Annotated in this window: 21 protein-coding genes; 6 read left to right on the top strand and 15 right to left on the bottom strand. The window is 59.7% G+C overall.

Annotation, left to right across the window (positions count from 1 at the left end; all coding sequences use genetic code 11):
- Window positions 1–1,644 carry a methyl-accepting chemotaxis protein gene (locus tag ACYVHK_RS20915; RefSeq protein ID WP_460536163.1) on the bottom strand — a complete coding sequence of 548 codons (1,644 nt, stop codon included), beginning with the start codon at window positions 1,642–1,644 and terminating at the stop codon, window positions 1–3.
- Window positions 1,645–1,749: 105 nt separating this feature from the next.
- On the opposite strand from ACYVHK_RS20915, the gene nudC reads away from it, so the two are divergent.
- Window positions 1,750–2,568 carry an NAD(+) diphosphatase gene (gene nudC / locus ACYVHK_RS20920; RefSeq protein ID WP_460536166.1) on the top strand — a complete coding sequence of 273 codons (819 nt, stop codon included), beginning with the start codon at window positions 1,750–1,752 and terminating at the stop codon, window positions 2,566–2,568.
- Here nudC and ACYVHK_RS20925 read toward each other — a convergent pair whose 3' ends face one another.
- The 6 genes from ACYVHK_RS20925 to ACYVHK_RS20950 all read right to left on the bottom strand — a co-directional run bounded on the left by ACYVHK_RS20925 (window position 2,569) and on the right by ACYVHK_RS20950 (window position 8,413).
- On the bottom strand, window positions 2,569–3,315 hold the full coding sequence (locus ACYVHK_RS20925) for a competence/damage-inducible protein A (RefSeq protein WP_460536169.1): 747 nt from the start codon (window positions 3,313–3,315) through the stop codon (window positions 2,569–2,571).
- Window positions 3,316–3,391: 76 nt separating this feature from the next.
- A complete protein-coding gene (locus ACYVHK_RS20930; protein WP_460536171.1) occupies window positions 3,392–4,114 on the bottom strand; it encodes an ABC transporter ATP-binding protein in 723 nt (240 codons plus the stop codon).
- Window positions 4,115–4,130: 16 nt separating this feature from the next.
- A complete protein-coding gene (locus ACYVHK_RS20935; protein ID WP_460536173.1) occupies window positions 4,131–4,901 on the bottom strand; it encodes an ABC transporter ATP-binding protein in 771 nt (256 codons plus the stop codon).
- Window positions 4,894–6,039, bottom strand: coding sequence for an ABC transporter permease subunit (locus ACYVHK_RS20940; protein WP_460536175.1), 1,146 nt, complete (start codon window positions 6,037–6,039; stop codon window positions 4,894–4,896). Before ACYVHK_RS20940 ends, ACYVHK_RS20935 begins: the two co-directional genes overlap by 8 nt.
- Before the next feature lie 17 nt (window positions 6,040–6,056).
- On the bottom strand, window positions 6,057–6,986 hold the full coding sequence (locus ACYVHK_RS20945; RefSeq protein ID WP_460536177.1) for a branched-chain amino acid ABC transporter permease: 930 nt from the start codon (window positions 6,984–6,986) through the stop codon (window positions 6,057–6,059).
- 188 nt (window positions 6,987–7,174) lie between these two features.
- Window positions 7,175–8,413: a branched-chain amino acid ABC transporter substrate-binding protein gene (locus tag ACYVHK_RS20950; RefSeq protein ID WP_460536179.1), complete on the bottom strand. Its 1,239-nt coding sequence runs from the start codon at window positions 8,411–8,413 to the stop codon at window positions 7,175–7,177.
- Here ACYVHK_RS20950 and ACYVHK_RS20955 point away from each other — a divergent pair.
- On the top strand, window positions 8,412–8,576 hold the full coding sequence (locus ACYVHK_RS20955; protein WP_460536181.1) for a hypothetical protein: 165 nt from the start codon (window positions 8,412–8,414) through the stop codon (window positions 8,574–8,576). The genes ACYVHK_RS20950 and ACYVHK_RS20955 overlap by 2 nt on opposite strands.
- A gap of 144 nt (window positions 8,577–8,720) precedes the next feature.
- On the opposite strand, the gene ACYVHK_RS20960 is transcribed toward ACYVHK_RS20955, so the two are convergent.
- The gene (locus ACYVHK_RS20960; RefSeq protein WP_460536183.1) at window positions 8,721–9,761 is read right to left on the bottom strand and encodes a hypothetical protein; all 1,041 of its coding nucleotides are present in this window, start codon (window positions 9,759–9,761) and stop codon (window positions 8,721–8,723) included.
- An 84-nt stretch (window positions 9,762–9,845) separates the two neighbouring features.
- A complete protein-coding gene (gene radC / locus ACYVHK_RS20965; protein ID WP_460536185.1) occupies window positions 9,846–10,535 on the bottom strand; it encodes a JAB domain-containing protein in 690 nt (229 codons plus the stop codon).
- Between the two features lie 90 nt (window positions 10,536–10,625).
- On the opposite strand from radC, the gene coaBC reads away from it, so the two are divergent.
- Both coaBC and dut read left to right on the top strand, forming a co-directional pair.
- A complete protein-coding gene (gene coaBC / locus ACYVHK_RS20970; RefSeq protein WP_460536187.1) occupies window positions 10,626–11,819 on the top strand; it encodes a bifunctional phosphopantothenoylcysteine decarboxylase/phosphopantothenate synthase in 1,194 nt (397 codons plus the stop codon).
- Complete coding sequence (dut, locus tag ACYVHK_RS20975; protein ID WP_460536189.1) at window positions 11,816–12,268, top strand: dUTP diphosphatase; 453 nt, start codon at window positions 11,816–11,818, stop codon at window positions 12,266–12,268. Before coaBC ends, dut begins: the two co-directional genes overlap by 4 nt.
- A 70-nt stretch (window positions 12,269–12,338) precedes the next feature.
- Here the strand turns inward: dut and ACYVHK_RS20980 are convergent, their stop codons facing one another.
- The 6 genes from ACYVHK_RS20980 to ACYVHK_RS21005 form a co-directional block, all read right to left on the bottom strand.
- Window positions 12,339–13,556: an EAL and HDOD domain-containing protein gene (locus tag ACYVHK_RS20980; protein WP_460536192.1), complete on the bottom strand. Its 1,218-nt coding sequence runs from the start codon at window positions 13,554–13,556 to the stop codon at window positions 12,339–12,341.
- Between the two features lie 89 nt (window positions 13,557–13,645).
- Window positions 13,646–15,577: a chemotaxis protein CheA gene (locus ACYVHK_RS20985; protein WP_460536194.1), complete on the bottom strand. Its 1,932-nt coding sequence runs from the start codon at window positions 15,575–15,577 to the stop codon at window positions 13,646–13,648.
- Between the two features lie 28 nt (window positions 15,578–15,605).
- Window positions 15,606–16,403, bottom strand: a complete 798-nt coding sequence (gene cheZ, locus ACYVHK_RS20990) for a protein phosphatase CheZ (protein ID WP_460536197.1) — start codon at window positions 16,401–16,403, stop codon at window positions 15,606–15,608.
- Window positions 16,404–16,420: 17 nt separating this feature from the next.
- Window positions 16,421–16,810, bottom strand: a complete 390-nt coding sequence (gene cheY, locus ACYVHK_RS20995; protein WP_460536199.1) for a chemotaxis response regulator CheY — start codon at window positions 16,808–16,810, stop codon at window positions 16,421–16,423.
- Between the two features lie 68 nt (window positions 16,811–16,878).
- Complete coding sequence (locus tag ACYVHK_RS21000; RefSeq protein WP_460536201.1) at window positions 16,879–17,814, bottom strand: chemotaxis protein; 936 nt, start codon at window positions 17,812–17,814, stop codon at window positions 16,879–16,881.
- A gap of 33 nt (window positions 17,815–17,847) precedes the next feature.
- Window positions 17,848–18,807 carry a chemotaxis protein gene (locus tag ACYVHK_RS21005; protein WP_460536203.1) on the bottom strand — a complete coding sequence of 320 codons (960 nt, stop codon included), beginning with the start codon at window positions 18,805–18,807 and terminating at the stop codon, window positions 17,848–17,850.
- Window positions 18,808–19,085: 278 nt separating this feature from the next.
- Between ACYVHK_RS21005 and ACYVHK_RS21010 the strand changes: the two genes are divergently transcribed.
- Entirely contained in the window at window positions 19,086–20,267 is a 1,182-nt protein-coding gene (locus ACYVHK_RS21010) for a sensor histidine kinase (RefSeq protein ID WP_460536205.1), read from the top strand.
- A gap of 72 nt (window positions 20,268–20,339) precedes the next feature.
- A complete protein-coding gene (locus ACYVHK_RS21015) occupies window positions 20,340–20,645 on the top strand; it encodes an STAS domain-containing protein (protein WP_460536207.1) in 306 nt (101 codons plus the stop codon).
- The last annotated feature ends 9 nt before the right edge of the window (window positions 20,646–20,654 follow it).

Genomic DNA, 20,654 nt, shown 5'->3' on the forward strand with positions numbered 1-20,654 from the left:
TTATTCGGTGCGGAAGATCGCCAGCGTGTCATCCAGCCGCTGGGCTGTCTCTCCCAGTTGGCGCGCCGCAGAGCCCATTCCTTCTGCTTGCTGGCTATTGGCCTGCATGGTCTGGTGCAAGGTGGCCAGCGCCTGCCTGATCGCCGCAACTGAGGTACGGACGCTTTCCGCATCGCCAGCCGTTTCCCTGACGACGCCGCTGGTCTGGCCCATCAGTTCGGCCGTACTGGCGATGGCCTCATCCACCGTATGCGATGCGGTGACGAGGCCGGCGATCTGCCGGGCTTGCCCGGCAACCTGGGCATGGGTGGATTCGATCGTGGCCAGAATGCGGTTCACCAGGGTGTTGCTTTGAGCCAGGGTGTTCTGGGTCTGTCCTGCCAGTTTGCGTACTTCGTCAGCGACCACGGCAAAACCGCGGCCTTGTTCGCCAGCGCGTGCCGCCTCGATGGCGGCGTTGAGCGCAAGCAGGTTGGTCTGGTCTGAAATATCGGAAATGGTCTGCAGGATGCCGGTGATTTCCTTGACGTTGGCTGCCAGGGTCGTGAACGCCTCGGTGAACTCTCGGTTAGCCTGTGCGCCGGCCTCGATCTGGCTAGCCATGGCTTCGATCTGCCCGCGGGCGTGCCCCAGTTTTTCCTCAACCTGCGTGATCTCGCCGCGCAGGTCCCCCGCTCGCTGGGCTGATTGCGCGGTTACTTCTGCGATTTCGTCTGCGCCGCGTGTTACCTCACCAAAGCCGGCCGCGGCCTCTTGGGTCGCGGCAGATATGGCCCCGATCTGGGTAACGAACTGTCGCGACAAGGTGGCGTTGCTGCCCGCCGCCTGCTTGGCCTCGCTGAGGGCACTGCGAAAGCTGGCGACCAGCTCGTTGAGGTTCCGCGCGATCAGTCCCAGCTCGTCTTTATGGCTGGTATCCATCTGCATGCCCAGGTTCTTGTCGCGGGCTATCAGGTCGATGGTACGGCTGATGCCTTGCACACGACGCACGATGAGGTTGACCAGCAGGTAGGCGATCACCATGCCCAGGATGAACCCCAGTGCGCCAACGCCTAACGACTGCAGTAAGGTGCGTCGCAGTTCGCCGCTGATCTGGTCGATCCCGATTTCGGCCCCAATCAGGTATTGCTGGCCATTCTCGGTCTTCAGGGGGATCAATACGACACGATAGCGACCATCGGTGTCTGCGTACTCCGCATAGCTGTCGCTACCTTGTGCCAGGGCTTGGCTGGCAGCCGTCACGGCATTGCTGAAGGCGGTGTAGTGCTTGTGGTAGCGCTGCTTTTGTTTGTCTTCGTCAGTGAATGCTTCGGCGAGGTAGAAGAATTTGCCGCTATTGGGCGCCAGAAAATACAGGCGGGCCAGGCCGACCTTGCGTGTGAGCTGGTTGAGCCTGAGGCCCGTGCGGGTGTATTCGGTATCGGAGATGCTACCGGCGCTGTTGCCGCGCTGCAGGTAGCTGTCACCGATCAGGTCGGGCGCGGCATTGGCGGCTGCGACCAGGCGACCGTCTATGCCGGCGAAGATGGCCTGGGACTTCAGGTAGTAAGCGTAGACGGTGTAGAGCGCACCGGTAACCAGATTGGCTACCAGGAACATGGCCAGCAGCTTGGTCTTGAGCGACCAGTCCTTGAATTCAAGCATCGGGGGGCTCCACGGCAAGCGGTAATGGACAGCTCTCCGAACCACTATAAATGATGCCGGACGCGAGCGTATACTGCTGCGCTCCTGCTCTGAGGGTATCGCAACGTGGTGTTCACTCCTGCAGTCCAACCATCCGGTGTGCCGAGCCTTGAAGCCTGGCATTTCGTCTTTGTCGGCGGCAAGCTGCTGGTATCGGGCTCTCCTGGCGAGACACCGCTGCTCGTCCTGCAAGCGAATAGCCCGTGGGAACAGACTGCGCAAAGCCGCCACTACCTTGGGCAACTGGATGGCTACGATTGCTGGGTGCTGACGCTGGCGCTTGAGCCCGAGGGCTGGCAGGCCATACCGCTCCGGGCCGCCATGATGCAGCTGCCTGAATCCCTGATGCTGGTGGCCGCGCGTGCCGCGCAGGTCGTGGAGTGGGACAGGGCACATCGCTACTGCGGCGTCTGTGCGACGCCGACGGAGCTCAAGCCGACCGAGCGCGCCCGTGTTTGTCCCGCCTGCAGCCATGTGGTCTACCCTCGCCTGAGCCCGGCCATGATGGCCCTGATCTGGCGCGACAAGGAGTTGCTGCTGGCGCGGGCGCCCCAGTTTGCGCCGGGCATGTACAGCGCCTTGGCCGGCTTCGTCGAGGCTGGCGAGTCGCTGGAGGAGTGCGTGGTGCGAGAAATCCGCGAAGAGGTCGGCGTAGAGGTGCGTAATCTGCGCTACTACGGCAGCCAGAGCTGGCCGTTTCCCCACAGCCTGATGATTGCCTTCACTGCAGAGTGGGTCTCTGGCGATATCGTGCCTCAGCCTGAGGAGATCGAGCATGCCGCGTGGTTCCCGCTGGATGCCTTACCAGGCATCCCCCCTCGGTTCAGTATTTCCGGCCATCTGATCCGCGATACGGTCGCGACCTTGCAGCAGGGAACGCTCTGATCAATCCTGGATGGTGTAACCGCGCGCCAGCAAGGCCTCTCGTAGCCACTCGCATGCCTCTTGGGTGATCTCAGGCTCCCCGCTGACCGAGAACTCGATATGCGGCCCCGCATGCCTTGCGTTGCCATAGCTGGGCAGGCAAGAAAATCGCTCACCCGGGTAGTGGGTCACGAAGGCCTCCATCAGCTCGATCAGGTCGCCTTCCTTGGCGTCCGGTACCAGCAGGCTCAAGGTCAGCTGTGGCGTGCCCTGGTTCGCGTAGTGCGTATCAAGCACCCAGTGCGCCATCGGCCAGGCCATCTCCGGAAAGCCGGGCAGGAAGTGATGGTGTGCCAGCGAGAAACCGGCGATCTGGTTGACCGGGTTGGGTATCAGCTCACAATCCGCCGGTAGCTGCGCCATCTTGATACGGTTGGGGTAGGCGGCTTCGCCGAAGCGTTGCTCGATCAGTTGTGTGGCGGCGGGGTCCTGGACCAGCGCCTTGCCGGCTGCGGTCGCGGCTGCCTGGCGAGTGTGGTCATCGGGTGTGGCCCCAATGCCGCCGAAGCTGAAGACTACCTCGGCGGACGCCAGTGTTTCCGCATAGAGCGTGGCCTGGGCTGTCGGGTCGTCCCCGATATAACGCACCCATTTCAGTGCCAGGCCGCGTTCGGCCAGTAGCTTGCTGATAAAGCCCAAGTGTTTGTCGGCTCGGCGGCCGGAGAGGATTTCGTCGCCGACGATGACGGCGCCAAAGGTAAGGGACATGATTGGCAGACCGTCAGCTAGGGGAGGGGGCAGCGTGGCATCGGCCCATCCGTAGATGGGCCGATACCAGGCAGGTCTAGTCGCCCAGATAGGCGTGCTGCACTTTCTCGTTGGCCAACAGGGCTTCGGCGGTATCGGCATAGGTGATCACGCCGCTTTCCATCACATAGCCGCGATTGGCGGTTTTCAGCGCCAGCTTGGCGTTCTGTTCCACCAGCAGCATGGTGACACCCTCACTGGCGATCTGACGGATGATCTCGAAGATCTTCTGCACGATGATGGGTGCCAGGCCCATCGAGGGTTCGTCCAGCAGTAGCAGCTTGGGGCGGGACAGGATGGCGCGGCCCATGGCCACCATCTGCTGTTCACCGCCGGAAAGTGTCCCGGCAAGCTGCTTGTAGCGCTCTTTCAGGCGAGGGAACAGGTCGTAGACGCGGGCCAGATCGGACTGGATGTTGGCCTTGTCGTTACGGTAGTAAGCACCCATCAGCAGGTTTTCCTCGACCGTCAGGCGCGGGAAGATCCCACGCCCTTCCGGCACCATGGCGAGGCCACGCGAGACATAGTGATAGACGGGGATGCGTGAAGTGTCCTCACCATCGTAACGGATGGTACCGGCGACAGGTTTGACCATGCCGACCAGCGTCTTCAGCGTCGTGGTCTTGCCGGCACCGTTGGCGCCGATCAGGGCAACCAGCTCACCTTGCTTGATTTCCAGGTCGATGCCCTTGACGGCCTTGATGCCGCCATAGGCCACCTGCAGACCTTTGACTTCCAACAGCTTCTTATCATTGTCCATAGGTCGCTTGCTTCCCTTACTCTGGCGAGGCGCCGAGGTAGGCCTCGATCACGCGTGGGTCATTCTTGACCGCTTCCGGCACGCCTTCGGCAATCTTCTTGCCGTAGTCGAGCACGGCAATCCGGTCGCACAGGCCCATCATCAGCTTCACGTCATGTTCGATCAGCAGGATGGTGACGCCATCGTTGCGGACCTTCTCCATGAGGCGCTTCAGATCATCGGTTTCCTTGCCATTCATGCCGGCGGCCGGTTCATCCAGCGCGAGCAGTTGTGGATCGGTGGCGAGGGCGCGTGCAATCTCCAGGCGGCGCTGATCGCCGTAGGAAAGGTTCTTGGCGTGTTCTTCCGCGTGCTTGCGGATGCCGACATACTCCAGCAGCTCGGTGGCCCTGGCCTTGATCGCCGCTTCTTCGGCGCGCGTCTTGGGGTCCCGGAACACGGCACCGATCACGCTGGCGCGGGTCCGCACGTGGCGACCCACCATCACGTTTTCCAGGGCCGTCATATTGTGGAACAGGCGGATGTTCTGGAAGGTACGCGCAATGCCGCTTTCCACCACGACGTTGGGTTTCTTGCGGAACAGGTCGATGCCCTTGAAGGTGAAACGACCTTCATCAGGCTGGTACAGGCCTGTCAGCACGTTGAACAAGGTAGTCTTGCCTGCCCCGTTGGGACCGATCAGGCCGTAGATCTCGCCCTTGTTGATCGACAGGCCGACATCGTTGAGCGCATGCAGGCCACCGAAGCGCTTGTGGATGCCGGAAATCTCCAGCAATGGCTCAGCCATGGGCGGCCTCCTTGGCAGGGGTCTCATCGGTTGCCGGTTCATCGGCTTCATGGAATTCCGCCTTGCGACGCTTGGACGGCCACAGGCCTTCCGGGCGTACCAGCATGACGAAGATCAGTGCAATGCCGAACAGCAACATGCGCAGGTTCTCGGGATTGACCACGCGCTCACCGATCAGCTTGTCCTGCAGCGGGTTCACGACGTCACGCAATACTTCCGGGGTAATGAACAGCAGTACCGCGCCGAGTATCACGCCCGGGATATGGCCCATGCCGCCCAGTACCACCATGGCCAGGACGACGATGCTTTCCATCAGTACGAAACTCTCGGGCGAGACAAAGCCCTGGAAGCTCGCGAACATGGCGCCGGAGACACCGCCAAAGCTGGCGCCCATGGCAAAGGCCAGCAGCTTGACGTTGCGGGTATTGATACCCATTGCCTGTGCGGCGATCTCATCCTCGCGGATGGCAACCCAGGCCCGGCCGATACGCGAGCTTTGCAGGCGGATCGAAACCACGATGATCAGCAGTGCCAGTGCCAGGAACAGGTAGTAGTAGAGATGCACATTGCGGAACTCGACGCCGAACAAGGTGATCGACTGCGAGAACTTGTGGCCGAAGAGGCGTACCGGTTCGATCAGGTTCACACCCTGCGGGCCGTTGGTGATGTTCACCGGGCGGTCCAGGTTGTTCATGAACAGGCGGACGATTTCACCAAAGCCGAGCGTGACGATAGCGAGGTAGTCACCCCGAAGCTTCAGTGTAGGCGACCCCAGCAGCACGCCAAACAGGCCGGCCAGCAAGGCCGCGATCGGCAGTACGACCAGCAAGGGCATGTGCAGCAGCCACTCGAAGCCGGTACCGCTGAGCAAGGGCACCAGGTGGGGCGAGTTGAGCAGGGCGTAGGTATAGGCGCCAACAGCATAGAAGGCGATATAGCCGAGGTCGAGCAGACCGGCGTAGCCGACCACGATGTTCAGACCCAGTGCCAGCATGATGTAGAGCATGGCAAGGTCGAGGTTGCGCACCCAGGTATTACCCAGCGTGGCACCCATGACAAAGGGCAGGACTGCCAGCACGACGGCGAAGATCGCCATGCCGGCGTAGGCGACGGTTTTGGATTGCTTGATGGTTTGCATATCGAGAATCTCCCGGCTCAAGCACGTTCTGCGACACGTTCACCCAGCAAGCCGCTGGGCCGGAACACCAAGACCAGGATCAGTACCATGAAGGCGAAGATATCCTGATAGTGGCTGCCGAGTATGCCGCCCGTCAGCGGGCCGAGATAACCGGCGCCCACGCTTTCGATGATGCCAAGCAGAATGCCACCAGCCACTGCGCCGCCGAGGTTGCCGATCCCACCTAGCACGGCTGCCGTGAAGGCCTTCAGGCCGATCATGAAGCCCATCGTGGGGTAAGCCAGGCCATAGTTGGCCCCGACCATCACGCCGGCGACAGCGCCCAGGCCCGAGCCGATCACGAAGGTCATGGAGATGACGTAGTTGATATTGACGCCCATCAGGCCGGCGACAGCCTGGTTCATCGATACGGCGCGCATGGCGCGACCCAGCTTGGTCTTCTCGACCATGATCAGCAAGCCACCCATCACCACGATGGCGAGGACGATGATGACGATTTGCAGGTCGGTAATGATGGCGCCGAAGAAATTGTGCGGCTCATGCGGCAAGAGATCGGGGAAGGAGCGAGGATTGTTCTTCCAGATCAGGACGGCGACCTGTTGCAGCACGATGGAGATACCGATGGCGGTAATCAGGGGTGCCAACCGGGGCGCCTTGCGTAGTGGCCGATATGCAACACGTTCGATGGTAAAACCCAACAGCATGGTGACCGGTATGGCGATCAACAGGCCGGCAATCACCATCAGTGGCCCCGGCAGGTTGATGCCCGCTCCGCTAAGCAGACTGATGGCAGAGATGGTGATCATGGCACCCATCATCACAATCTCGCCGTGGGCGAAGTTGATCAGTTGCAGAATGCCGTACACCATGGTGTAGCCCAGTGCGATCAGCGCGTAGATGCTGCCGACAACGAGGCCGTTAATGATTTGCTGAATGAAAATATCCACGCGTGACTCCTTGAGAAGCGTGCGGGAAACAGATCGGACCCGACATGGGTGCCGACACCCTGAGCGCCTCCCGTTTTATATTATTCGGGAGCGTGGTCAGATTGTGACCGTGGTATGAATGCTGGTGTAGTTAGGGAAAACCGGAAGTGAAAAAGCGGCGTCTTTCGACGCCGCCTTTTTTGTTGCTGTTACTTCTTCTCTTCTTTCTTTTCCTCGGCCGCTGCTGCCGGGGCTTCCGGAGCGGCACCACCGATGGTCGCTGCGGTTTCCCACTTGCCACCCTTGATCTGGTACACGGTCACGGAACCACCAACGATGTCGCCCTTGTCGTCGAACTTGATCGGGCCGGTCACGCCGGTGTACTCGATCTTGGCCAGTTCAGGCAGGTACTTCGCCGGATCAGCCGAGCCAGCCTTCTTCATCGCAGCAACCATGATCTTGGTCGCGTCGTAGGTGAAGGGGGCGTAGATCTGGATGTCGGTGTTGAACTTGGCCTTGTACTTCTTTTCGAAGTCGGCGAAGCCAGGCATCTTGTCCTTGGGCATGCCAGGCTGCGAGGCAAACTGGCCTTCAGCGTTGTCACCCGCCAACTTGATGTACTCACCGGTCTGGAAGCCGTCCCCGCCCATGACCTTGGCAGTGATGCCCAGCTTTTTGAGCTGCTGGGTCAGCGGGCCTGCCTGTGCATCCATGCCGCCGTAGAAGATCACGTCAGGCTTCTTGCCCTTGATCGTGGTCAGGATGGCCATGAAATCGGTTGCCTGGTTGGTCGTGAACTCACGGCCTACCACGGTCACACCCTTGGCCTTGGCGGCCTTCTCGAATTCATCTGCCAGACCTTGGCCGTAGGCGGTGCGGTCATCAATGATCGCGACCTTCTTGGCCTTCAGGTTATCCGCTGCAAATACGCCCAGCGCGCCACCTTGCGAGGAATCGTTGGCGATCACGCGGAAGGCGGTCTTGAAGCCTTGGGCGGTGTAAGTCACGGCAGTTGCCGACGGGGAAATCTGCGGAATGCCAGCGTCGGAATACAGCTTGGAGGCCGGAATGGTGGTGCCAGAGTTAAGGTGACCGATCACGCCGGCAACCTTGGCATCAACAAAGCGCTGCGCCACGGTGGTGGCGGTCTTCGGATCGGCTTGGTCATCTTCCGAGATCATCTCGAACTTGACCTTCTTGCCGTCCAGCTCAACGCCTTCGGTATTCAGTTCTTCAATGGCAAGACGGACGCCGTTTTCATTGTCCTTGCCCAAGTGGGCGATGTTGCCGGTCAGTGGTGCGGCATGGCCGATCTTCACCACGGTTTCGGTTGCGGCGGCTGGTGCAGCTGCCGGAGCCGCTTCAGGTGCCGGTGTGTCTTTCTTTTCGCCGCAGGCGGCGAGCGCCAGCACAGCGGAGGCGATCAGGCTGTAACGAGCCAAGGTCATGAATGTTCCCCTTTTTGACAAACGCGGTATTCCGATGGAAAAGCTACACATTGGTGTAGCTCAACTACGAGCCAAAATGCGTGCGGAATATTGCGCCCGAGCTTTTAAGCTTGTCAACGAAGGAAAAAGCGTGTGGCAAAACCGCGAATGCCGCTTGCAATAAGGCTTGGGGAGAGGCTGATATGGTTGCCGGCGTGACGTCCGCCCGGGCGGCGAAAAGCGGCGAAATCGTGTGCTTAAAAACAGGTGGGAATGCATGACCTGCTGCGCGTCCTGGCGGTCAGGCGTGAAGCGGGTTGGCTATTGCTCAGACAGTCAGGTCCAGTTGCTGAACCGTCCCCGCTTTACCGTCTTCTTTCAAATAGATACCGGTGCGACGGATCAGGCCATGCTCACGATTCTGCTGGTCGGTCAGGGAGAATTCGGTATCGGTATTGCCCAGGTAGATGGCGCCGATGCCACGTGATTTCAGGTCGACCAACTGGAACTGGCCACCGGCATCCCGCGTCCAGAGCCGGAGCCTGACCCAGGAGGCGTCGTTCTCGTCGATCCAGCCGTTGCCGTCGTCATCCAGCTGCGACAGATCGGCAAAGCCATCACCACTCTGCGCGCCAAACAGCTCGGTACCATTGTTCACCTTGCCGTCGCCATTGCGATCCATGGCCAGAAAACCGCTGCCTGGCGCGAGAAAGGACATGGTCTCCGCCGTGCCGTCAGCATCAAGGTCGAAGTGGATCTTGTCCGGGCCGAGCGTGGCGGTATCGGTATCGAAATTGATGACCAGTGGGTCCTTGCGGGTACCGGTATTGCCGGTGTCGATACGTGCCTCGCTGACCTCGTGGTACTCACGATGCATGTTCAGTGCTGCCTTGAAATCGATCTCCCTGCCATCATCGGCCCGTACCTTGCCGGCGGCGACAAAGCTCGTTTTTTCGACTTCGTGGTACTCCTCGCGGTAGCGATAATGGAAGTCCAGCTGAGCGCGATCCTGCTGCGGGTTCTGTGTTTTTGATTGTTGCGAATTTGCAACATCTGATTTGCTGGCGGGGCGGTAGTTGCCCGCGCCGGGTGGGATGATGTTGTCCAGATCCACGTCTTCGCCGGTGATCTGCTTGATCATGTGCTTGATCAGGCGCCAGAGCGGGTCGTTCTCGAGCTGGCTGCGCAGATCGAGCGAACGTGCCTCCGCCTGCTGCGCCGCAAGGGACTCAGACGACAAGTTCACCGTCTCCACCGATGCCTGCCGCGGCACCCGCCGTACCGCGACGCTTTGCTGCTCCTCGATACTGTGCTGACGAGCGAAATCATGCTGTCCAGCAAGCTGGACCTGCGAGTCCTGGATTCTCATTATTTTCTCCCGGCTGCCTGTCACAGCCTTTATGCCGGTTTATCGGCAGACGGGAGTGGAACTTGATGCGCTATGGATCGGGTTTCAGTGACCGTTGGTCTGAAAATGTCCCTGTTCGGCCAGCGAGATTGTGGCGTGCCGCGTGGCGATGAAGTGATCGAGCAGGCGAATATCGAGCAAGGCCAGGCCCTTGCGCAGATGTTCGGTCAGGTTGATGTCGGCCACGCTGGGTTGCGGATTTCCCGAGGGGTGATTGTGCGCCACGATGACCGCTGCTGCGTTGAGCTCCAGCGCACGCTTGGCCAGCTCGCGTGGGTGCACGGTGGCCTGGTCGATGGTGCCGCGGAACAGGACCTCCGACGCGAGCAGGCTGTGCTGGGAGTCGAGAAAGAGGGCGCCAAACGACTCGCGGGTTTCGCCGCCCAGCCAGAGACGCAGGTAATCCTTTACGACCTGGGGCTTGCTGAAGGCCTGCGGCTGGACCAGCTTTTCCTCCAAAGCACGTCGGCTCATCTCCAGGATGGCCTGCAGCTGGGCGTATTTCGCTTCTCCCATGCCGTGCACGGATGTGAGTTCGTCCGGACCGGCCTGGAACAGGCGGGTCAAGGAACCAAAATGGCGTAGCAGGTCCCGGGCAAGATCCACCGCACTCTTTCCGGAGACGCCTACGCGTAGAAAGATCGCCAGCAGTTCGGCATCGGAAAGTGCGCTGGCGCCATGCTGCAACAGCTTCTCGCGGGGGCGTTCATCGGCAGGCCAGTCGGTAATCGGCATGGTTGGATTAGAGCAGAGTAGGGTGATGCTTTACACTTTCGGGGTGAGTAGACCTATTTGCAAAGGAATTCTGATGTTCGAGGCCAAATCATGAGCCGACCCAAGCGGGTGTTATTGGGGGTGACCGGTGGCGTCGCGGCCTATAAGGCAGCGGAATTGACCCGCCTGTTCGTCAAGGCGGGTCACGATGTGCAGGTGGTGATGACGGAGGCGGCAACCCGGTTTGTTGCGCCGGCCACCTTCCAGGCGCTGTCCGGTCGGCCGGTGTTTACCGACCTTTGGGATAACCGGGTCGATAACCATATGGCGCATATCGATCTTGGCCGCGAAGCCGATGTGATCCTGATTGCGCCGGCCTCGGCCGACTTCCTGTTCAAGCTGGCGCATGGAGCGACGGATGATCTGCTGTCCACGCTTTGCAGTGCCCGCAACTGTCCGTTGCTGGTTGCGCCCGCCATGAATCGCCAGATGTGGGAGAACCCGCCAAACCTGCGCAATGTCGCCTTGCTCAAGCAGGACGGCATCACGGTACTTGGGCCGGATGAGGGTGACCAGGCCTGTGGCGAGACGGGTTTTGGCCGCATGCTGGAGCCGGAAGCCCTGTTTGAACATCTGGAGGCTGTGTTCCAGGCCAAGCATCTGAAGGGGCGCCAGGTATTGATTACCGCGGGGCCGACCTTTGAGCGGATCGACGCGGTACGAGGCATCACCAACTCGAGCTCCGGCAAGATGGGATTCTCTATCGCCAAGGCGGCCGCCGAGGCTGGCGCGATCGTAACCCTGGTTGCCGGGCCTACCTCATTGGCCACGCCACTGGGTGTACGTCGGGTGGATGTGCAGAGCAGCAAGGAGATGTTGGCCGCGGTCAATGCCGAGGTGGCCAAGATCGATATCTTCATCAGCGTGGCCGCCGTTGCCGATTACTACGTACTGAATCCTTCTGAGCAGAAGATCAAGAAGGATGCCCATATCCTGACGCTGGAACTGGCGCCCAATCCGGACATTCTCGCCAACGTGGCTGGCCTCGCGGATCCTCCGTTTTGCGTCGGTTTTGCGGCCGAGAGCGAGAACCTGCTGGAATATGGGGAGCAGAAGCGTCGTCGCAAGAAGCTGCCGCTGCTGGTGGCCAACCAGGTTCAGTCAGCGATCGGTGCCGACGACAACGAGGTCTATCTGCTGGACGACAATGGTCAGCACAAACTGGACCGTGCACCCAAGCAGGAAATTGCGCGGGCCATTATTCAACATATCGCCAAGCTTTACCGTGAGTACAATAAGAAATGACCAGAAAGATTGATGTACGCCTGCTCGACGAACGCCTGAAGGCCCAGCCACCGGCCTACGCCACCAAAGGGTCCGCTGGCCTGGACCTGCGAGCCTGCCTCGACGCGCCGCTGAGCTTGGCTCCTGGCGCAACGGCGCTGGTCCCGACAGGTATCGCGATCCACCTGGCGGATCCGCTTCTGGCTGCGATGATCCTGCCCCGCTCGGGGCTGGGTCACAAGCACGGTATCGTTCTGGGCAATCTGGTGGGTCTGATCGATTCCGACTATCAGGGGCAGATCTTTGTCTCGGTCTGGAACCGTGGTACGGAGGGGTTCGTGATCCAGCCACTGGAGCGTATTGCACAGCTGGTGGTCGTACCCGTGCTGCAGATGGATTTCAATGTCGTGGAGACATTTGACGAGAGTGAGCGGGGCGAGGGCGGTTTCGGCAGTACCGGCAAGCACTGAGTCCAGCATCACGACGCGCAATAAACAAAAAAGCCACCGCGAGGTGGCTTTTTTGCGATGGGACGCAGAATCAAACGCCCAGTTCTTCTACCCAGGCTAGCGAGGACACATGAGCCCGGTTCAACATTTCCGGGGTCAGGGCCAGGTTTTCACACAGGCGCGGGACTTCCGCCATATCCGGGTCTTCACAGGCTTCTGCCAGCTCCAGGAAGGGGCCGTAGATGCCGCCACGTTCAAGCAGGGCTTCGGAGACCGCATCCGGCAACAGCAGGGTTTCCAGAATTTTGTCCATTGGCATGTCGAGCATGACGTCGAGCAGCGAGAACACGCCGACAATGAACAGGTTGTCCCGATCCGTACCGTCCAGCATATGGCTGCCAAGAAGTTCGACCAGGCGGCCACGCGTCACTGCCGTTTTCATCAGAGCAGGCGAGGTGCCTGCATCCGAGCTGGCGGTGACCAGCAACAGCGTCAGCCAGCGATAGAGCTTCTGGTAACCCAGGATCGTGACCGCATGTCGGAAAGAATGGATCTCGCAGGACAGGCCAAAGCCTGCCGAGTTGATATAGCGCAGCAGCTTGAATGACAGGGCTACGTCACGCTTCAACGCATTCTCGATTTCCGAGATCTCGGCGTTGTTACGCAACATGTTCAGCAGGCTGAGAATGTTGGCGTAGGCCGGGTTGATGACCTTGGCAGACAGGGTTTCCGGGTGGGCAAAGTAGTAGCCCTGGAAGCAGTCCATGCCCACGTCCAGGCAGAACTTGAACTCATCCTTGGTCTCGACCTTTTCCGCCACTTGCAGCACCGGGAACTTACGCAGTTCCTTGGAGAGCGTCTTGACGTTGTCGAGGCCCAGTTGTTGGATATCCAGCTTGACGTAGTTGGCAAACTCCAGGAATGGGGCGGTCTGCGGCGTGTAGGTAAAGTCGTCCAGCGCAATGCCAAAGCCCTGGGCGCGCAGTTCCTTGGCGCGTGCCAGCAATTCGGGAGTGGCGTTGACGGATTCAACGATTTCCAGCACGACCCGTTGCGGGTGCAACAACTCGAGGAAGTTGCTTTCCAGCATGGAGGTCGCGACGTTGACGAAAGCTAGCTTGCTGCCGACCAACCAGTCTGCACCCATGTTGGACAGCGTATTGACCAGAATATTGGTGCCGGCCTGCATGTCGCTCGAGAAGTCGGCCGTGAGGGACGACTGATCGAGACGAAACAGCAGTTCGTAACCGATGATCTGTTGTTGTCGATTCAGGATGGGCTGGCGGCCGATAAAGGCGTTGTTCTGCATATTGACTCGCGGTGTGCGGAAGCAGTCGGAGGGGCATAAAAACGGCGGTCTTCATTATGCAGACCGCCGTCATACTTGGCAATTTCACCTCAAGCCTTTTGGGCAAGCATTTCCAGAAATTGGGTGGTTTTGATGGCGGATTGCTCGGACTGGCCGTCATCGAGCAAGTCTTCCATGTCCAATACCAGCACGACAGAGCCGTCGCCAGACAGCGTAGCACCTGCCACGCCGCGTGGGCGAATGTTCTGCAAGGGCTTGATTACCACATCGTCACGACCGATGAAGCTGTCGATGGCGAGTATGAAGCTGTGCTCGCCGGATTGCATCAGCACGCCGAACTGTGGCGTCTGCGTCTCTTCCCAGCCCAGTAGCCGGGCCAGCGAACGGACCGAGAGGATTTCGTCGCGTACGACAATCGTGGCGCGGCCGGATACCTCCTGGACGTGGTCGGAACGGATAGGAATGATCTCCCGGACCATGGCCAGCGGCACACCGAACGGCTGGTCGCAGACCTTGACTACCAGCACGGGCAGGATGGCGAGTGTCAGCGGCAGCGAGATCGCAAAGCGCGTACCTTCACCGATGACGGAGTGGATATCAATCCGGCCATTCAGCTTCTGGATATTGGTCTTGACGACGTCCATGCCCACACCGCGGCCGGAGACGCTGGAAATCTGATCCTTGGTCGAGAAGCCGGGCAGAAAGACCAGTTGCAAGGCCTGTTTGTCGTCCAGGCTGTTGGCGGTTTCCAGATCAATCAGGCCCTTCTCGACAGCCTTGCGGCGCAGGAAGTCGGGTCGCATGCCTTTACCATCGTCGATGATCTCGATAAGGATATGGTCACCAACCTGGGTCGCCGACAATTGCACGATGCTCTTGGCGGGCTTGCCGGTGGCAATCCGGTCCTCGATCGTTTCCACGCCGTGGTCCACGGCATTACGTACCAAATGCACCAATGGATCATTGAGATCCTCGAGCATGGTCTTGTCGAGCTCGGTTTCTTCGCCGGTAATTACCAGCTCGACATCCTTTCCCAATTGTCGGGCGAGGTCGCGCGCCAGGCGGGGATATTTCTGGAACAGCCGGCCGATAGGCTGCATACGCGTCTTCATGACTGCGTTCTGCAGATCGCTGACCAGCAAGTCGAGTTGGCCAATAGCTTCGTCGAGTGCCTTCAGGGTTACGCCATCGGTCTTGCCGTTCAGGATATCCGTGCGCAAGGTGGTGAGACGGTTCTTGGTGAGACCAATCTCTCCTGACAGGTTCAGCACCTGATCCAGTCGATTGGTGTCGATCCGTATCGTGGTTTCCTGCGTGGACAATTGCTGCGCCGCCTGCTGAGGCTTGGCCGCAGGTGCTGCAGGTGCGGGCTTCAGAGCGACGACAGGCTCGGCGGGTACGGCAACCGGTGCAGCGGCCAGTGGCGCGATGGCGGTGCTCGTTGCAGCGACCGGTGCCGGCGCGGGTGCCGGGCTGGGGGCTGCACTTGCCTTGACGGGGGCTGCGCCGGTAACCGCCTGGTACAGCACATTCCAGTCAGGCTCATTGCCCGAGGGTGCCGCCGGCTGGGGCGCCGGGCTTGCTGCTGGTGCCGCCGCAGGGGCCGGCGCGGGGGCTGCGCTGACCGTACGGCCTTCCAGGGCGTCATCCAGCTGGGTGAGTAGTGCCGCGTCGGCGGGTGCGGGGGGGCGACCTTGCGACAGGGCGCCAAACATGTCGCGCACGACACCGGTGGCGGCCAGGATGGCATCCATCAGTTCCGGCGTGAGCTTGAGCTCCCCGTTTCGAAGCTTGTCGAACAGGTTTTCGGTCCGGTGGCACAGGTTTACCAGTGCATCCACGTTCAGAAAGCCTGCGCCGCCCTTGATGGTATGGAAGCCGCGAAATATGACATTCAGCAGGTTCTTGTCATCAGGCCGCTTTTCCAGCTCGACCAACTTGTTGTCTACATCGGAGAGCAACTCCGAGGCTTCCGTGAGGAAGTCCTGGAGCAAGTCTTCCATGCCGGCAAAATCACTCATGGCATTGTCCTTCTGGGCTCAAACCGGGTCAGAAACCGAGGCTGGCAAGCAGGTCATCAACTTGTTCCTGGTTGGTGACAACGTCGGTACGACCTTCGGCGTTATAAACCGGGCCGTTCAGCAGGCTATCGTCTAGATCCGTGGCGCTTACCTTGGGCGTCGCGGCGCCAGCCGGCGAGAACTGCACCAGGAACTCGAACAGACTGCCTTCCATTTCCTTGGCCATCTCCACGATCTTCTTGATCACCTGACCGGTCAGATCCTGGAAGTCCTGCGCCATCATGATTTCCAGCAACTGGGAATTCGTCGCCCGTGCATTGCTTGCACTGGTCTTCAGATGTTCCCGGGTGCGGCTGGCCAGTTGCTTGAATTCATCTACCGACAGCTGATTGGCAAACAGCTTGTCCCATTCGGCGGCCAAGGCTTCTGAGTCGCTTTCGATCTTGTCCTGAAGCGGCTGTGCTACATCGACGGCGTTCAGGGTGCGGTTGGCTGCCTGCTCGGTCAGCGTGGCAACGTAGGACAGGCGGTCACGCGCATCGGGAATGGCGGCTGCGGCTTTTTCCAGCGACTTGTCGTAGCCCATTTCGCGCAGCGCGTCATGTACCTTGCGTGTCAGTTGACCAATGCTGGCGAACATGGAGCGAGCCGGTTCGTCGAGCGTGAGGGCGTGCGCTGCTACTGCTTCTGCATTGCTGGCTGCGGCAGGGGCCGCGGTTGGGGTGGCAGGGGGCTCTGCGGCGCTTGGGCTACTGGCACTCACGATACTGTCGAATAGCGCCTGCAGTTCGTCGGAGTCGCCGCTATTGATGGCTTTGTCGCTCACGTTGAACTCCTGCTCTGTTATTTGTTAAGAGTTTGGAAAATCTTGCCGAGCTTCTCATCCAGCGTCGCCGCGGTGAACGGCTTGACGATATAACCGCTGGCACCAGCTTGAGCAGCCTCGACGATGTTTTCCTTCTTGGCCTCGGCAGTAATCATCAGAAACGGCAGGTGTTTGAGCGTGGGATCACCCCGAACGGCCTTCAGCAGTTCGATCCCGGTCATGTTGGGCATGTTCCAGTCGGACACGATGAAATCAAAGTTTGTCGACTTGAGCTTGTGCAAGGCGACCTGCCCGTCCTCGGCTTCTTCCACGTTGCTGAAGCCCAGCTCTTTGAGCAGGTTGCGCACGATGCGGCGCATCGTGGAGAAGTCGTCAACCACCAGGAATCGTATGTTCTTGTCCGTCATGTCTTGCTCCGTGAGTCCCTGTTTCGGGGCGTGCGGTTAACCGCGTTACGTTTAGGTTAGGTTGACAATCAGCTCTGCAGGAACGGCGAAATGGTTTCTGCCAGCACAAATGGATCGAATTTGGCGACGTAGGCATCCACGCCGACGCTGCTGCCCATCGCCCGGTTGGCGTTGGAGGAGAGCGAGGAGTGCATGACCACTGGGATGTTCTGAAAGCGGGTGTCGGACTTGATGTGCTTGGTCAGCACATAGCCATCCATCTCCGGCATTTCGGCATCGACCAGGATCAGCTTCAGGTGATGGCTTAGCGGCTGGCTGTCGTGCTGGTAGCGATTGGCAATATTCTGCAGCTTGTCCCAGGCCTCGGCGCCATTGTTGGCTTGCTGGTACTTGACGCTGAGCTTGTCCAGCACGCTGACGATCTCCTTGCGGGCAACAAGCGAATCGTCAACGAAGAACATGAACTTTTCCTGGTCCACTGTAACGGCAGGGATGTCAGGGACAAAGGATTCGCCGATCACGCTCGACAGGATGGCTTCCACGTCCAGGATGGAGACCAGCTTGCCATCCTCCAGCTCGGTGATGGCGGTGATCAGCGCCTGGTTGCCGGCCAGCATGCTCTCAGGCGCTCGTACCTTGTTCCAGTCGACCCGGATGATCCGGTCCACCGAACGCACCAGGAAACCCTGGGTGTGCTTGGAGAATTCGGTAACGATCATCGTTTCTTCGCTCTGTGCGTCGAGATCGTTCGGGCAGACGAACTTGGCAAGCGAGATCACGGGAATGATATTGCCGCGCAAGGAAATCACGCCTTCCACGCCTATCGGCATGTTTGGGGTCTTGGTGATCTTGGGTGTCTGCGATACCTCGCGGACCTTGAAGACGTTGATGCCAAAGGTCTCCCGGGTCCCCAGCGAGAACAACAGGATCTCCATCTTGTTCGATCCCGCCAGCTTGGTACGGGCATCGACACTGTCAAGCAGCGTGGAATTGGCGTTGGACATGGCTTTCCCTTATTCGCGGATCGGTCGTGACGACTATTTATGAGCCGCGTTACGCAACATGTTGGTGATGGCTTCTGTCAGCTTGTGAGGTTCGAACTTGGCGACATAAGCATCCACACCCACCGATTGGCCCAGCTTCTGGTTGGACATGCCCGACAAGGACGAATGCATCAATATCGGTATCCCGCTGAAGCGAGGATCGCTTTTCACGATCTTGGTCAGCATGTAGCCATCCATCTCCGGCATTTCCACGTCGGTCAGGATCATGTGCACAAAGTCGCTTACCGGCTTGCCAAGCGCCTCGGCCTGAACGGCAATACGCTGAAGCTCGTCCCAGGCGCGCTTGCCATTGATGGCTTCGACGTAGTTCAGCTCCAGCGCGTCCAGCGTGCGCTGGATCTGCTTGCGGGCGATCGCCGAGTCATCGGCATAGAAAACCGTCTTGCCCACGAGGTCGCTGACTGGCTGGATGGCCTTGAACTCGTTCGAGTCGTCGATCTGGTTGGTTTCGGCAAGAACCTTTTCCACATCCAGCATCATCACGAGCTTGCCGCTATCGAGCTCGGTGACCGCGGTCACCAGGCCGCGCAGGTTGTTGTTCAGCATTTCAGGCGGGACACGCATCTGCGACCAATCGAGGCGCAGAATGGTATCGACCGCTTCGACCAGGAACCCCTGGGTGTGCCCGTTGTACTCGGACACGATCATGATGTCCGGCTTGCTTTCGGTTTGAACACCCACATAACTGGCGAGGTCGATCACCGGAATAAGATTACCGCGCAGGCTGACCATGCCTTCCACCGCAGGCGGCATTTCCGGCGCCTGGGTGATCTCTGGGGTGCGCATGACTTCCCGCACCTTGAACACGTTGATGCCGAAATTCTCCCGGCGGCCGGTACGCTGATCCATGCCCAGCGTGAACAGCAGGATTTCTAGCTTGTTGGTGCCCGCGAGTTTGGTACGCGCGTCGATTTTCTTGAGCAAGTCGGACACGGTTGCGGCTCCGTGGATGTTATTGGGGAGGTCGGATTGTTGCCGGGTCAGTATTTGCGCTGGCCTTGGGGCAATTTAAGCCACTTCGAATATTCTACCTTAGGCTGAAATCGTCATGTACATCCTTATGCACGTCGTCACAACGGACCCGAACCGTTTCCGGCTCTGTTTCGTTATCGGTTCCTCTCGTCAAGATTGCAAGCGGGATGGGCCTTTGAGCGGGCTTTAGCTGAATTTTTTATACTGTACACCCAGAGCCATGAAAAGGAAGTCACGCCGTGGAAGCAAAACCCCCGCTGGTCCCCAAGGCGACCGACAAGATAGATCGGGCCGAACTCGAGCAAGCGTTTTCGCTGTTTACCGAGGCCTCGCGCCAGTTGGTCGAGTCGTACCAGGAGCTGGAACAGCAGGTGAGTTCCCTGACTCAGGAGCTGGCGGTGGCCAATGGTGCTTTGCGGCAACAGTTTGAGGAAAAGGCCGCCTTGTCCAATCGCCTGGAGACGCTGCTGGCGGCTTTGCCGGGAGGCGTGGTGGAGCTCGACAACGACGACGCGGTCGTCACCAGCAATCCGGCGGCGGTCAGCATATTCGGGCGCGAACTGGTCGGGGTGCTGTGGCCGGACGCGGTCGAGAAGACGCTGCTGTCTACCGCCGTCGCCAATGAATGGACCTTGCCGGAGCAGGAGGGGCAGGAAAAGCGCGTCAGCATCGTGACCAGTCAGTTGCCTACAGGCGAACGGATTCTGCTGATCCATGATGTGAGCGAGAGCTGGCGCCTGCGCAAGCAGCTCGAGCAGCACAAGCGTCTGGCCGCCATGGGTGAGATGGCGGCGGGGTTGGCGCATCAGCTGCGTACCCCGTTGGCAACGGCCTTGCTGTACACGGCGAATCTCGCCAAGCCTCAGTTGGGCGAGAGCGACCGGATCAAGTTCGGGCAGAAGTCGCTGACTCGCCTGCGCTACCTGGAAACGCTGATCCAGAACATGCTGCAGTTCGTTCGGGGGCAGCAAGCCGAGATCGAACTGACCGACTGGGTGCAGATCGCGGAAGAGGCTCTGCAGACGGTGCAGCCACAGGATATCGATCAGTCAAGGCGCTGGGAGGTCATCCTGCCGGATGGTGAGGCGGTGGTGGAGGCCAATCGCAAGGAGTTGACCGGCGCCCTGATCAATCTGCTGGAGAATGCGCTGCAGGCGACCAAGCCTGGGGATGAAATCCGCCTTGCCCTGGTCCGGGATGGGGGCAACTGGCGCATGAAAATCAGCGACCAGGGGTGCGGCATGCCGGAGTCGGTGCGCGAGCGCCTGTTCGAGCCTTTCTTCACGACGCGCAAAGAGGGTACCGGTCTGGGGCTGGCGATCGTGCGTAATCTGGTGACGGCCTACGGGGGGCAGATTGATGTCGTATCCAGCCCCGGCGAGGGGGCCGACTTCACTATCCTGTTGCCAGCGGCCGATTAGCTCCCTATGGTAGTAGGGCGCCTTGCTTGTGGCGCCATACCTTATCTTCGTATCTTTGGATTGCTGCTTAATATGAGTGCTATTGTCGAAGTTGCCGGCCTGACCGGTCGTTTGCTGCTCTCCGGGCAGTTTGATTTCAGCGCCCATCGCGATTTTCGCTCGGCGTGTGACGAAGTACTTGCCAATTCCTCCGTACGTGAGGTGCTGGTGGATTTTCAACAGGTTGATTATCTCGATAGTTCAGCGCTCGGCATGCTTCTCCTGCTCAAGGAGAAAGCAGCGGCATCCGGGAAGGAGCTGGCCTTGGTCAATTGCCGGGATACCGTCAGGCAGGTGTTGGAAATAGCCTGTTTCGGCAAGATTTTTACCATTCGTTAGTGCCGGGCC

Source organism: Chitinimonas naiadis (assembly GCF_054780835.1).